This window comes from Zobellia laminariae, assembly GCF_030553095.1.
Lineage (GTDB): Bacteria > Bacteroidota > Bacteroidia > Flavobacteriales > Flavobacteriaceae > Zobellia > Zobellia laminariae.
The window spans coordinates 1472810-1486781 of record NZ_CP130738.1 but is presented as its reverse complement, the minus strand read 5'-3'; the positions used below and the strand labels follow the sequence as shown (position 1 = coordinate 1486781).

Genomic DNA, 13972 nt, shown 5'->3' with positions numbered 1-13972 from the left:
ATGAATATGGCTTATTTTCGCCATAGACAATTGCTAACACTAAAACACCCGAAAATGTCATTACAGAGCACAAATCCTACTGAAACTTCTGCTTGGAAGAAACTTGCCCAGCACTTTGAAAACACTAAAGAAGAACAGTTAAAAGACCTTTTTGCGTCTGATGCATCTAGGGCTGAAAAATTCACTTTAAAGTGGAATGATTTCTTAGTAGACTTCTCTAAAAACAGAATTACCGACGAAACTTTACAATTGCTTCTTCAATTAGCGAAAGAAGTTAATTTGGCCGATGCAATTCAAAAACAATTTGGAGGAGACGAGATAAACCAGACAGAAGGTCGGGCAGTTTTGCATACAGCACTTCGTGCTAAAAAGTCTGACACCATTTTAGTGGATGGTGAAAATGTGGTAGAAGAAGTTTATGCCGTTAAAGACCATATAAAGAAATTTACAGAAACTATTATTTCAGGAAGCGCTACTGGGTATACCGGCAAGGCTTTTACTGATGTAGTAAATATGGTATTGGAGGGTCGGACTTAGGTCCGGCTATGGTAACCGAGGCTCTAAAATTCTATAAAAATCATCTTAGGCTTCACTTTGTGAGCAATGTAGATGGAGATCATGTAAACGAAGTTCTAAAAGAACTTGATCCAGAAACAACGCTCTTTGTTGTCGTTTCAAAAACCTTTACTACACAAGAAACGCTAACAAATGCCACGACCATAAAAAAATGGTTTCTAAAGCATGGTACGCAGGCAGATATAGCCAAACACTTTGCAGCAGTATCTACAAATACAGAAGCTATTTCAGAATTTGGTATTGCTCCAGAAAATGTTTTCCCAATGTGGGATTGGGTAGGTGGTCGTTTTTCTTTATGGAGTGCGGTTGGTTTATCCATAGCATTGGCAGTAGGTTTTGAGAATTTTGATTTATTATTGGTAGGAGCCAATGAAATGGACGAACATTTCAAAAACACAGATTTTGAAGATAACCTTCCTGTAGTATTGGCACTTTTAAGCGTTTGGTATAATAACTTCTATGGAGCCGAAACTGAGGCTATCATCCCGTATGCACAATACTTGAGCAGATTTTCAGCTTACTTGCAACAAGGTATTATGGAGAGTAACGGTAAAAGCGTAGACCGAAACGGTAAACGTGTAGGTTATGAAACAGGTACTATTATTTGGGGTGAGCCAAGGTACTAATTCACAACACGCTTTCTTTCAGCTAATACACCAAGGAACAAAGCTAATACCAGTAGATTTTATTGGGTTTAAAAAATCATTGCATGGTGATGTTGATCATCACAATAAGTTAATGGCCAACTATTTTGCCCAGACCGAAGCTTTAATGAATGGTAAGACTGCTGGGCAGGTTCGTGAAGAACTGGAAAGCAAAGGTATGGCTGAAAGTGAAATCGAGAAATTACTAGCATTCAAGGTTTTTGAAGGTAATAAGCCAACTAATACTATTCTAATAGATAAGTTGTCGCCAAAAAGCTTGGGTAGTTTAATCGCACTTTATGAACACAAAATATTTGTGCAAGGCATCATTTGGAACATTTTTAGTTATGACCAATGGGGTGTTGAACTTGGTAAGCAATTAGCAGGTACTATTTTGAAAGATATTCAAGGTTCAGAAATTGCCGATCATGATAGCTCTACTTTACAACTTTTAAAATATTTTAAGGGTTAAACTAGGGTATCCTCAGTTTTTTACAATTCTTGCGGAACTTCTTTTTTTTTAAGAGAAGTTCCGCTCTCATATAGTATATTTGCGAAAGTGTTATTTAACCTTTACTTAACATTCGCATGCCTAAAACGCCGCACTTTTGCAGCAAATTGAGAAAACGTAAAAACTGAACAAATGAAAAAGATTTATTTCGCTTATGTCGCATTTTTAATGACGGCAATGGCTTTTTCACAAGGTGTTACTACATCTTCGTTGGGGGGTCAAGTAACAGACAATCTAGATGAGCCGCTTTTAGGGGCTAATATCGTTGCCATTCATACGCCTTCTGGATCAAAGTATGGAGCAACAACAGATTTTGATGGGTACTACCGAATATCAAATATGAGAGTAGGTGGACCATATACGGTAACTATATCTTATGTTGGATTTAATAACTTTGAAAGAACAGGTGTCTTTTTAAATTTAGGTGAAACGGTAAGGATAAGTAATAAAATGTCAGAGTCCTCTACTGCATTAGACGAAGTAGTTGTGACTGCAAGTTCTACAGGAGTTTTTGATTCTGATAAAACTGGTGCTTCAACTAGGATTAATCAACGAGACATTGCTACGGTGCCTTCGGCTTCAAGATCTATTGCGGATTTTGTTCGGCTTACTCCACAAGCGCAAATTTCAGAAGGTGATGATGGTTTTTCAATCTCCATAGCTGGGCAAAACAACCGTTACAATGCAATCTATATTGATGGTGCTGTAAACAATGATGTTTTTGGACTAGCTGGTTCTGGAACAAATGGAGGTCAAACGGGTGTGAATCCATTTTCTGTAGATGCAATTGAGTCATTTCAAGTAAGCGTTGCGCCTTTTGATGTGAAAATTTCAGGATTTTCTGGTGGTGCTATTAGTGCGGTAACTAGATCAGGTACAAACGAGATTGAAGGTTCTGCTTACTATTTTTATAGAAGTCAGGATTTAGCAGGTAAAACTCCGGTAGAATCTGCTGGTGATAGAGAAAGAACAAAACTTAATGATTTTACTGCTCAAACATATGGAGTTAGAATTGGTGGGCCAATCGTAAAAGATAAGCTCTTCTATTTTGTTAACTATGAAAGACAAAATGATGAAACACCACAGCCCTTTAATATTGACAATTACAGTGGTAGTTCATCTGCAAACGATTTAAATACTTTAAGACAATTTCTTATTAATAGTTACGGATACGATCCAGGCTCGTATGATAACAATACGCGTACACTGGAAAGTAATAAATTGACCGCTAAAATTGACTGGAATATTAATGATAATCATAAGCTGTCATTAAAACATAGTTATGTTGGCGGAGAGAATTTGGAAGCAAGAACATCTGATAATAATGATATAGGTTTTATTAATGGTTCCGAATTTTTCAAGACAACTACAAATTCAACTTCATTAGAGCTTAACTCGCGTTTTGGGAATAAGTTTGCTAATAGTTTTATTTTGGGGTATACTTCAGTTAAGGATGATCGTGATCCTAATGGAAGCCCATTTCCTTTCATTGATATTAATGACGGTTCGGGTGGTAGTGATATATCAATTGGCGGTGAGCAATTCTCTACGGCTAATTTATTAGATCAAAATATTTTAACTCTTACCAATAATTTTGAAATCTACTCAGGTAGACACACTATAACTCTTGGTACACACAATGAATATTCTAAGGCTAAAAACTTATTTTTAGCATCAAATTACGGTGCATATGAGTACAATAATTTGAATGACTTTTTAACAGGCGAACGCCCAAATATTTACCAAAGGGGGTATTCTTTGATTAGTGACGGAGTTGGTGATACTTCTTCTGGTGCTGCGGAATTTTCAGTGTTTCAATTAGGTTTTTATATCCAAGATGAGATTCAGTTTACTGATAATTTCAAATTTAGACTTGGCCTAAGATTAGACACACCTTTCTGGGAAGATGGTACTGTTAATGAAGATTTTAACAACAGAGCAATACCGTTACTTGAAGCTGCAGGGAAAAACTTGCAAGGAGCAGAAGTTGGTAAAAAAGTATCTACTTCATCTTATTTATCGCCACGCGCTGGATTTAACTGGGATGTCAAAGGGGATAGAAGTACACAAATTCGTGGTGGAATAGGAATTTTTACTTCAAGACTGCCATTAGTATGGCCTGGAGGAACATATAATAATAATGGGGTTACTGGAGGTTATACTTTTCAAGGCTCTTGGTTTACTGAAACACCGTTTTTCAATCCTGATGTAAATACTCAACCAGTAGGAGCACAACCGGGAACGGGAGAAGTTGGTGGAAATATAGATTTATTTGCTCCCGATTTTAAATTACCTCAAGTTTTGAAAGTAAATATTGCAGTAGATCAAAAATTACCAATTTGGAATTTGGTAGCTTCTGCGGATTTCCTCTGGAACGACAATATTAATGCTATTTATTATGAAAACTTAAATGTTCCTTCTCCTATAGGAAATCTTACAGGGTCAGGTGATAGTAGACCTATTTATTCAGGTGGGACTATAGATGGCACTTATGATAGAGTTATTTTGGCTTCCAATACAGGTGATGGAAGTTCTTATAATGCCTCTTTTACTTTAAGAAAGCCTTTCCAAAATGGTTTTGCTGGTCAAGTATCATATAGCTACGGTGATTCTGATGTAATTTTTGAAGGTACTTCTTCTCAAAATAGTTCGCAGTGGAGAGGTATTCAAACCGTAAACGGTAAGAATTCAAGATTGAATATAGCGACTTCAGACTTTTCTCAAGGTCATAGAATTACTGCTAACGCATCTTATGAGTTTAAATGGAACGATAACCTTAAAACTACTTTAGGAGTGTTTTATGAAGGTGTTAATGGTAGTCCATTCTCATACATTTATGGTAACCCTGATGGAAACAGGTTGCTAAATGATGATTCACGGGATAATGCCTTAATTTATGTGCCTTCAAATCTGGCTGATATTAATTTAGTCGATATTGTTGATGGTGATGATAATGTTATTGTACCTGTTGCTGAACAATGGTCTGCTTTAAACGGATATATAAATGACAGTGAATATTTGTCTTCTAGAAAAGGTGAGTACGTAGATAGAAATGCAGATAGAGGTCCATGGAGTCATATTGTTGACTTGAAAGTTTTACAGGATATTTCAATGAATTTTGGAGGGACTAAAAAGCATACTCTTCAATTATCTTTTGATATATTCAACTTCACCAACTTATTGAATAAAGATTGGGGTGTTATAAAAACAGTAGGGAACTTTGATTCGGTTTCTTTAATAGATTTTCAAGGTTTAGAAGCAGATGGCACTACGCCACAGTTTAGCTTTGATCCATCAACTATTGATAGGATTGAACAAATAGATGATCAAGGTATTCAAAGTTCAAGATGGCAAGCACAAATAGGTGTTCGTTATATCTTTAAATAAGAATTTATATTTTTTATTTAAAAACCCTGCCAGTCGGCAGGGTTTTTTTATGAGCAAAAATCAGTACATTTAAAGCTTAAAATAAAATTAATATGTACGAAATTATTCAGTCAGTTCACTCTTACTTGGCTTATGTTGTTCTTGTCCTTTTGTTCCTTGCAGTTGCTAACGCTATTATGGGTTGGGTAGGTAATAAAGTGTTTAATATGGGAAAGGATTTACGTTTAAGTCTTTTTACTTTGATTTTAGCTCACATTCAGTTATTGGTAGGGCTAATACTTTATTTTGTTTCTCCAAGCGGCCTTCAAGCTATTCAGGCTTTCGGTATGGGGGGTCTTAATTCAGCATCTAGATTATTAGCTGTGGAACATCCGTTCATTAATATTATTGCAATTGTTTTGATTACCATAGGCTGGTCGCGTCACAAAAAGTTTGTAGACGGTAAAAATAAATTCAAGAGCATTGCCATTTTTTATGGTCTTGGTCTTGTGTTGATACTTAGCCGTATTCCTTGGGGACAGTGGTTAGGTTAATATCAAATAATTAATAACGCAAATGGATTATATGAAAAGCGCATTAACAGCAGTATTAATTATTTTTACATCACTTACGTTTGGTCAACAAACGGACCTTTTTAATGGTGAAAATTTGGAAGGTTGGACGGTCTATGGTACCGAGAAATGGTATGTAGAAGATGGTCTTTTGGTTTGCGAAAGCGGTCCGGATGAACAATATGGTTACTTTGCTACTGATAAACATTATAAAAACTTTGAGTTGACGGTAGATTTCAAACAACTGGCCGATGGTAACAGTGGTGTTTTTATTCGATCAACTATAGATGGCACTACCGTTAGTGGTTGGCAGGTAGAGATTGCACCTCCCGGTCATTTTACAGGGGGTGTATATGAGTCTTATGGGCGTAATTGGTTGATAAAGCCTACTCCAGAAAAAGATAAAGCTCTTAAAATGGGGGAATGGAATACCATGAAAATACGTGTGAATGGCGATAAGATTACGTCATGGCTAAATGGTACAGAAATGATTACCCTTACCGATAAGATAATAGGTGCCGGTGAAGGTTCTATTGCACTTCAAATTCATGACGGAGGAGGAATTAAAGTACAGTGGAGAAATATTAAAGTTACCGAGATGGATTAATACCTTATTACGGAATATAAGAAAGCTGCCTATTGGTTTCCGAATCAATAGGCAGCTTTCTGTTTTAAAATAGTTATAGATTTTTACTCGGTAGTTTTTTCTTCGGAAGAAGGTTTGATCAAATACATATAAACAGGAAAGTGATCGGAATATCCACCGGTATAACTCCCGCCAGCATACGTTCTTTGTGGGTACCCTTTATACTGCCCTTTTTTGGCAATTAAATAAGGCGCATTAAAAACTCTGGTTTTCCAAAACTTATACTTTCTTTCTTCTGGATGCAAAAGATTTTCTGTGAAGAAAATCTGATCAAATAAATTCCATTTATCTCGGTAAGCGAGAGAGCCTATTCCTTGTTTGTATAACTTTTCCATTGGGTTGTATAGGCTTTGACCTTCCAATTGGTTGGGTTTTCCAATAGTCTTCAGAATTTTTTTGAAACTATCATTGTTAGGGTCATCGTTAAAGTCGCCCATACTAATAATCTTGGCATCTGCATCTAAACGCTGAACAGAATCTATAATACGTCTGCTGAGTTTTGCAGCTGCCATTCGGTTGGGCTTGCTTCTAGCCTCGCCTCCGCTACGGGAAGGCCAATGGTTCACCATGAAGAATAGCTGTTCGTCATCTAATAGACCGCCTACTATGAGCTGGTCTCTTGTGTAGTTTCTTTCACCATCGTCATTAATCAGTAACAATCTATGGCTAGCGGAAGAGGTGGGCAGAAATACCGATTTCTTGTAAAGCAACGCAACGTCTATACCGCGTTCATCTGGTGAATCATAATGCACAATGCCATAACCTTTAGAAATTAAGTTGGGGTGATTAATCAAGTCTTCAACTACCCTTCGGTTTTCAACTTCACAAATACCAATAATGTCAGGAGAAGTCTTGCTGGTGCTTGACCCAATTTCAGAGAGAACCTGAGAGAGGTGGTCTAATTTTGTGTTGTAACGTTCTAGTGTCCAATGATCTTTTCCTTCTGGTGTTCGGTCGTCATCAAATATGAGGGTATCATTTTCAATATCGAATAGATTTTCCAGATTATAGAACGCAATAGTCCGAATTCTATATGATTTATTTTCCTGTGAATTTACCCCAAAAGCGAGCAAAAGAAAAAGCGGTATAAGTCTAAAATTCATATAATCAGATAGATATAAATACCAATTAACGAAAAAACGATGGACTTTGTAGGGGTTTGTTGCAAGTCATTTTAAGTTTTCGATATCTTGTTTGGGTTCACCGACCATTAAACCCCCGTTAATGCGATTTTCTCTTATTGTTATCCTTTTTCTTTTATGGCAAAGTACCATGTGCGCTCAAACGAGTTTTTCAGTTGAAGGTGAAATTCTTTCCCTTCGGTCAAAAACACCTATTACAAACGCAAAAATTAGTCTAGAAGGCTTTTTGATTTCTTCACAATCCGATAGTAACGGAAAATTCATTCTAACCATTCCTAAAAAGGGAGAGTACATTATATCTATTGAGGCTACTGACTATATAGTAAAACGGTTACCTATTTCTGTAGAAAACGAAAGTTTGGATTTAGGGGCACTTTCTTTAGAACAGAATATTCAAATAGAGCAGGCCGATAATCTCATTTCGTTAAGCGATTCAGAATTGTTGGATGACGAAGTGAGCTCAAATTCATCTGGCCTGCTAAGAGCTACTCGAGATTTATTTCTGAACAGAGCAGCTTTTGATTTCGGTCAAGCTTTTTTTCGTGTACGTGGTTACGATTCTCAAAACGGGACCGTTCTTTTAAACGGCATTTCTATGAACAAGTTTTATGACGGCAGGCCTCAATGGAATAACTGGGGAGGCATGAACGATGTAACTAGAAATCAACAATTCACGAATGGTTTGGAGGCATCAGATTATACTTTTGGTGGTATTTTGGGTAATACCAATATAGATACTAGACCTTCAGGTTTGCGTCCTGGTACTAGGTTGTCTACTTCATATTCTAATAGAACTTATGCAGGTAGGTTAATGGCTACCTATACATCCGGAGTTCAGAAAAGTGGTTTGGCCTATACCGTATCCGGTTCAAGAAGATGGGCGAAACAGGGTTATATAGACGGAACTTTGTATGATTCATTTTCATTTTTCGGTGCTTTAGAATATCAAATTAACGAAAAAAATAGTGTAAACCTTACTGCACTTTGGGCATCAAATAGGCGAGGGCGTTCATCTGCCATCACCGAAGAGGTTTTTGAATTGGTAGGTAAAAAATACAATCCTTATTGGGGAGAACAAGACGGTAAAGTAAGAATTCTAGAGAACGAAAAATAGCAGAGCCTGTCTTCATGTTCAATCATTATTTCAATTCGGAGAAGTTTAGTTTAAATACAGGTATAGCATATCAGTTTGGTAAAAACTCTAGAAGTCGATTAGGGTATTATAATGCTCCAAATCCAGACCCCACATACTATAGATATTTACCAAGCTTTTACGTAAATAGCCCTGTAGGTGCCAATTTTATCAGTGCTAATACCGCAAAAGAGGGATTGTTGAACAATCCTCAAATGGATTGGAATCAAATTTATACAGCTAACTCAAATGGGCAAGCAGCCTATGTGCTGTATGATGATGTTGTGGACGACACTCAAATTAGCATTAATACAGTTGGGAATCTGATTCTGACCGATAGACTTTTAATGGATTTTGGTTTGACCTATAAAAACTTGAACTCTGAAAACTATGCAAGAATCAATGATTTACTTGGAGCTGATTTTCATGCCGATGTAGATCCTTTTTCGAATACGCTAAATGACAGCCAAGGCACTATTGAAAAAAAGAAGATGATATTTTCAATTATAACTATCGAATGAATGCAGATCAGTTTGAATCGTTTATTCAATTTAAATATAACCATGAAAAGTGGAGTGCATTTATGTCTGCCAAATATGGGGCTACCTATTTCCAACGGACAGGTTTGTTTAAGAATGATCGTTATTCAGATAGTTCATTAGGTGAAGGTGAAGAAATTGGGTTCAAAACCTATGGTGTAAAATCGGGTTTCACTTATAAGTTAACCGAAAGACACTGGTTATCTGCTCACGGTTCGTTCATGAAAAGGCCGCCGGTGCTTCAAAATGTTTTTATTAATCCAAGGGAAAACAATAGTGTAGTGCCTAATATTCAAAGTGAAACCAACTCAACGGTAGACCTTAACTATTTCTTGAGACTCCCAAAGTTAACGGGTAGACTTACGGGTTTTTATACCCGTTTTCAGAACCACGGATGTGAATTTCTTTTTTGCCGATGCTGGTGTTGGCTCAGACTTTGTCCAAGAGGTGCTTACAGGATTAGATAAGCTTCATATGGGCACAGAACTAGGTCTTGAATATCAATTGTCGTCCGCAGTAAAATTAACGGCTGTGGCCGCTGTAGGGAAGTACGTTTATGCCAGTGACCCAAATGTGGCTATTAATTTTGATACCGCAGGAAGAGAAGAAGATCTTATAAATCTTGAGGGCACTGTTGATTTGGGTGTAGCTAAGATTAAAGATTATAAATTGGCGCAAGGTCCGCAGCAAGCTTATGCAATTGGCATTGAGTATCGTGACCCAAAATATTGGTGGGTGAGTGCAACAACTAATTACTTGGCAAGCAACTATGCTAATATCTCTACTCTTACAAGAACGCAGAGTTTTTATCTAGACCCAGAAACAAATCTTCCTTTTGTAGATGCTACGGAAGAAAATGTCAACCAAGCATTGGCGCAAAAACCATTGGAAAACTTTTATCTTTTAAATCTAGTAGGAGGTAAATCTTGGTTGAAGAAAGGAAAGTATATCAGTGTTTTTGGGAGTATCAATAATCTTTTTGATGGGGTGTTCCGAACAGGAGGATACGAACAGAGCCGGAATGGCAATTATGGTCAGTTCAAACAAGATAATTTAAGTGGTACCCCATCTTTTGCTCCCAAATATTGGTATGGTTACGGCCGCACCTATTTTTTAAACTTGGCATATAGTTTTTAAGAAATTACCTATGATAGGAAACTTTAATTTGAGCAGATTTCTTTTGAGATTTATGGTCCTAATGACCGTGTGTTTTTGCAGTTGCGTAAAGAGCCGTAGTTATGATGTGCCGCCAGACAATTGTGTTTCAGGATTGGTTGCCAATAGCACATTTTCGGAAGTAAAAGCTCTTTATAAGGGAGATACATTTCAAATTCAAGAAGATTTAATTATTGAGGGGTTTGTTGTTTCTTCGGACGTTGATGGTAATTTTTTTAGTGTACTATATTTTCAGGATAGTCCAGTAAATCCAACGGAAGGTTTTAGGATTGAAATAGATGTTCGTGATTCTCATTTGTTTTATCCTGTGGGAGCGAAAATAGGAATCAAGCTTAAAGGGCTATATCTAGGTAAGAGTAAGGATGTGTTTAAACTAGGAGCGACGTTTACTTCTTTTGGAAATGTTTCGGTAGGCAGATTACCGGCGGCAATTGTAAATGAATATGTCTTTAGATTTTGTGATGGTGAAGTAGCTATTGATCCTACGGTAATTGCTGTTACAGACCTCAAAAAGGAATTAACGAATACCTTGGTTACATTTAATGATATAGAGTTTGTAGAAGCCGAGTTAGGACAACCTTTTGCCGAAGTAGGTGAGGAGACGGAACGCATTTTGACAGATTGTAACGATAACCAGATTGTGATGTCCAATAGTGGCTATTCCGATTTTCAGTCGGAGATACTTCCTGATGGAAGAGGAACTGTGACAGGTGTCTTGTTTCGGGAAAATGATAGTTATCAAATTAGTATCCGTAGTACTTCTGATATCAACTTTGACAAAGAGCGCTGTCCTGAATTAATAGATGAGTTTACTTCGGATAGGATCTTTATTTCAGAACTGGCCGATCCCGATAATAATGCTTCAGCCAGGTTTGTAGAGCTCTATAATTCTTCAGGTGAAGATATAAGCTTAAAAGGCTGGAAGCTGAAACGTTATACTAACGCAAATACGGAAGTGAGTTCAGAAATCGACTTATCAACTTTAACTATAAATGCAAATGGCTTCTTGGTAATCTCCCCTAATGCAGAAGAGTTTGAAACTGTTTATGGGTTTGTTCCGGATTTAGGAGTAGGTACTAATAGCCCAGCAGATTCAAATGGAGATGATAATTTACAATTGGTAGATCCTTTTGGAGCGGTTATAGATATGTTTGGGGTTGTAGGCGAAGACGGTACCGGTTCTAACCACGAATTTGAAGATGGGAGTGCCGTTAGGCGTATAGAAATCCTAAAAGGCAACTCTATTTACAATATAGAAGAGTGGTTAGTGTCTAATGATAGTGGTGATGCCGGAACAATCAAGCAAGCAAAAATTGCTCCTGTCGATTTCACTCCAAAAAACAGGGAATAATAATTGTTCTTAAAGAAGGATGCTTTTTAATTTCTCTGAGTAAATGGGCTTGGTCAGATAGTTGTTCTCTAAATTAAAGTTCTTGGCAATTTCAGTATCTTTTGGGCTTATAGAAGAGGTCATCATATAAATGGTTGGCTCTTCTTTTTCCTTAGGCCAAATTTCGCGCAATTCTGAAATAAGATCCCATCCACCCATTACTGGCATATTAATATCAATTAAAATAAGAGATGGTAATTCTGCGTTTTCGCTAATCATTTCTTGAAAACTTTCAATAGCGTCAAGACCATTTTCATAAACAAGCAACTCTGGTGTAAACTCCATAGTTTGCATAGCTCGTTTTAATCCAAAAACAACTATTGCATCATCATCTACAATACATACTTTCTTATAACTACTCATTCAATTTGTGGTGAGGGTTGCGGGGTTTTACGGATAGTATATATACCCTAGTCCTCTAAAATAATCAAATCTCCTTAGTTACCAACGCTTTTAAGAATATTATGAAGGTCTTCTATTGAAATTGGTTTTAAAATGTAATTATTAACGATCTTATATTGTTGAATTCTTGCAATGTCTCTTGGGTCAACAGAAGAGCTTATGATATAAATAATAATGTTTTCACTGTTGTTGTTAGGTATTTTAATGAACTCATCTAAAAACTCCCAACCGGTCATTATAGGCATGTTAATGTCTAGAAAAATCATAGAAGGTAGCTCTTCACCTCTTTCCGCCATAGCTTTTAATCCATCAAAAGCTGCTTGACCATCATTGTAAACAAGGATTTCATCTGTAAAATCAGCCTCGTTCATTATCCGCTTTGTACCGTAGATAAAGATAGGGTCGTCATCTATAATACAGACACTTCTAATTTTTGTTATATTCATAATAGTAATCTATGTTAATGGTTTCTCAAAATATAATTTAAAAGTACTACCCACGTCCACCGTGCTTTCCACTTCTATTTTTCCGTTCATGGCTTCCATTTGGTTTTTTGTGATAAAAAGACCAATTCCTTTAGCATCTTTATTACGATGAAATGTTTTGTACATGCCAAAGAGTTTATCGCTGTTTCGTTTTAAATCTATGCCCAAACCATTGTCTTTAAAAGAAACAGTAATTGCATTAGATTCTATTTTAGAGCTTATTTGTATTAAAGGTATTCGTTCTGGTGAACTATACTTTAGGCTATTCGTTAATAAATTCAATATTATACTATCTAAATAAGCTGGTATTACTCTAATTTTCAAGTCTTTGGGAATATTTATTTCGCAAATTGCATTTTTTTCTTGTATTAAGATGTTAAGGTTTTTTTGCACATCTGTAATACTATCATAAAGATTAATATTCTTCATCTTTTCAAAAGCCCCCACTTTTACCTGAACCACTTCATTTAAATGCAAAATGGTGTCATTAAGGCTGTCAGTAGCTCCACGGAGCATAACTAGAAGATTTTTTCGTTCAGAATCGTCCTTTTCTTTGATTAAAAAGTTAGTCAGCATAGATAGGTTGCTGGAGTGTGAGCGTAAATTATGAGATACAATATGAGCAAAATTTAAAAGGCTATCATTTTGTTCTGTAGTGATGTCTACTAAACGGCTCAGTTTTTTTTCGTTTTTAATACGGGGGGTTATATCCGTTACTTGGGAAACAAAATGAAGCAGCTCTCCGCTGGTATCCTTAACTGCTGTAACTGTTAATATGCCATGGATAACATGGCCGTCTTTATGAAAATACCTTTTTTCCAGTTTGTAACTAGACCTTTTTCCTTTTGTAATTTGTTTTAATAGACTACGGTCATCATTAAAATCCTCTGGATGGGTAACCTCTTTAAAATTCATAGTTAGCAGCTCTTTTTCTGCATAACCAAGGCTTGCGCATAGACTTTCGTTAACTTTCTCAAAGGAACCGTCCAAAGCTACTATTGCCATTCCGGTATCTGAGTTTTCAAAAGCGCCATGAAATGATTCCTCGCTCTTCTGGAGCATCATTTGGGTGTTCTTCAATTCTGTAATGTCGTAGTTGGTTCCTAAGAATTTTACTACTTCTCCTTCGGCATTCTTTTGTGTTATTCCTACACCTTTAATGTGTCTAATTTCACCATTCGGGCAGACTATTCTAAACTGAGAATCAAAATTCTTTATGCCGTTTAAGGCATTTTGCACCTCCTGATGGCTTCGTTCTTTATCTTCAGGATGAACATAGTTAAGCCAAGTTTCATAGGTGATATTCTTGGTGTCTTTGGGTATTTTAAAAAGCTCATACATAATATCATCCCATACCAGTAATTCTGACACTAAATCATATTCCCAAATAC

General features: G+C 36.5%; 12 protein-coding genes and 1 pseudogene. 9 read left to right on the top strand and 4 right to left on the bottom strand.

Annotated features, from left to right (window positions below; all coding sequences use genetic code 11):
* Positions 1-54: 54 nt before the first annotated feature.
* From pgi to Q5W13_RS07040, 4 genes and pseudogenes are all read left to right on the top strand, one after another.
* A pseudogene (gene pgi / locus Q5W13_RS07055) lies at positions 55-1692 on the top strand (glucose-6-phosphate isomerase).
* Between the two features lie 171 nt (positions 1693-1863).
* The gene (locus tag Q5W13_RS07050) at positions 1864-5118 is read left to right on the top strand and encodes a TonB-dependent receptor (protein WP_304445840.1); all 3255 of its coding nucleotides are present in this window, start codon (positions 1864-1866) and stop codon (positions 5116-5118) included.
* Positions 5119-5210: 92 nt separating this feature from the next.
* Positions 5211-5651: a hypothetical protein gene (locus Q5W13_RS07045; RefSeq protein ID WP_304445839.1), complete on the top strand. Its 441-nt coding sequence runs from the start codon at positions 5211-5213 to the stop codon at positions 5649-5651.
* Positions 5652-5682: 31 nt separating this feature from the next.
* Positions 5683-6276 carry a 3-keto-disaccharide hydrolase gene (locus Q5W13_RS07040; protein WP_304445838.1) on the top strand — a complete coding sequence of 198 codons (594 nt, stop codon included), beginning with the start codon at positions 5683-5685 and terminating at the stop codon, positions 6274-6276.
* 83 nt (positions 6277-6359) lie between these two features.
* On the opposite strand, the gene Q5W13_RS07035 is transcribed toward Q5W13_RS07040, so the two are convergent.
* On the bottom strand, positions 6360-7418 hold the full coding sequence (locus tag Q5W13_RS07035) for an endonuclease/exonuclease/phosphatase family protein (RefSeq protein ID WP_304445837.1): 1059 nt from the start codon (positions 7416-7418) through the stop codon (positions 6360-6362).
* A 121-nt stretch (positions 7419-7539) separates the two neighbouring features.
* Between Q5W13_RS07035 and Q5W13_RS07030 the strand changes: the two genes are divergently transcribed.
* The 5 genes from Q5W13_RS07030 to Q5W13_RS07010 all read left to right on the top strand — a co-directional run bounded on the left by Q5W13_RS07030 (position 7540) and on the right by Q5W13_RS07010 (position 11655).
* Complete coding sequence (locus Q5W13_RS07030) at positions 7540-8571, top strand: carboxypeptidase-like regulatory domain-containing protein (RefSeq protein WP_304445836.1); 1032 nt, start codon at positions 7540-7542, stop codon at positions 8569-8571.
* Positions 8572-8585: 14 nt separating this feature from the next.
* Positions 8586-9110 (top strand): hypothetical protein, encoded by a 525-nt coding sequence (locus Q5W13_RS07025; RefSeq protein WP_304445835.1) that lies wholly within the window; start codon positions 8586-8588, stop codon positions 9108-9110.
* A complete protein-coding gene (locus Q5W13_RS07020) occupies positions 9107-9595 on the top strand; it encodes a hypothetical protein (RefSeq protein WP_304445834.1) in 489 nt (162 codons plus the stop codon). Before Q5W13_RS07025 ends, Q5W13_RS07020 begins: the two co-directional genes overlap by 4 nt.
* On the top strand, positions 9525-10265 hold the full coding sequence (locus tag Q5W13_RS07015; protein WP_304445833.1) for a hypothetical protein: 741 nt from the start codon (positions 9525-9527) through the stop codon (positions 10263-10265). The genes Q5W13_RS07020 and Q5W13_RS07015 overlap by 71 nt, the downstream gene beginning before the upstream one ends.
* A 106-nt stretch (positions 10266-10371) precedes the next feature.
* Positions 10372-11655: a DUF5689 domain-containing protein gene (locus tag Q5W13_RS07010; RefSeq protein ID WP_304445832.1), complete on the top strand. Its 1284-nt coding sequence runs from the start codon at positions 10372-10374 to the stop codon at positions 11653-11655.
* A gap of 9 nt (positions 11656-11664) precedes the next feature.
* On the opposite strand, the gene Q5W13_RS07005 is transcribed toward Q5W13_RS07010, so the two are convergent.
* From Q5W13_RS07005 to Q5W13_RS06995, 3 genes are all read right to left on the bottom strand, one after another.
* Positions 11665-12057, bottom strand: coding sequence for a response regulator (locus Q5W13_RS07005; protein ID WP_304445831.1), 393 nt, complete (start codon positions 12055-12057; stop codon positions 11665-11667).
* A 74-nt stretch (positions 12058-12131) separates the two neighbouring features.
* Positions 12132-12542 (bottom strand): response regulator, encoded by a 411-nt coding sequence (locus tag Q5W13_RS07000; protein ID WP_304445830.1) that lies wholly within the window; start codon positions 12540-12542, stop codon positions 12132-12134.
* Positions 12543-12551: 9 nt separating this feature from the next.
* Entirely contained in the window at positions 12552-13952 is a 1401-nt protein-coding gene (locus tag Q5W13_RS06995; RefSeq protein ID WP_304445829.1) for a sensor histidine kinase, read from the bottom strand.
* Between the last annotated feature and the right edge of the window lie 20 nt (positions 13953-13972).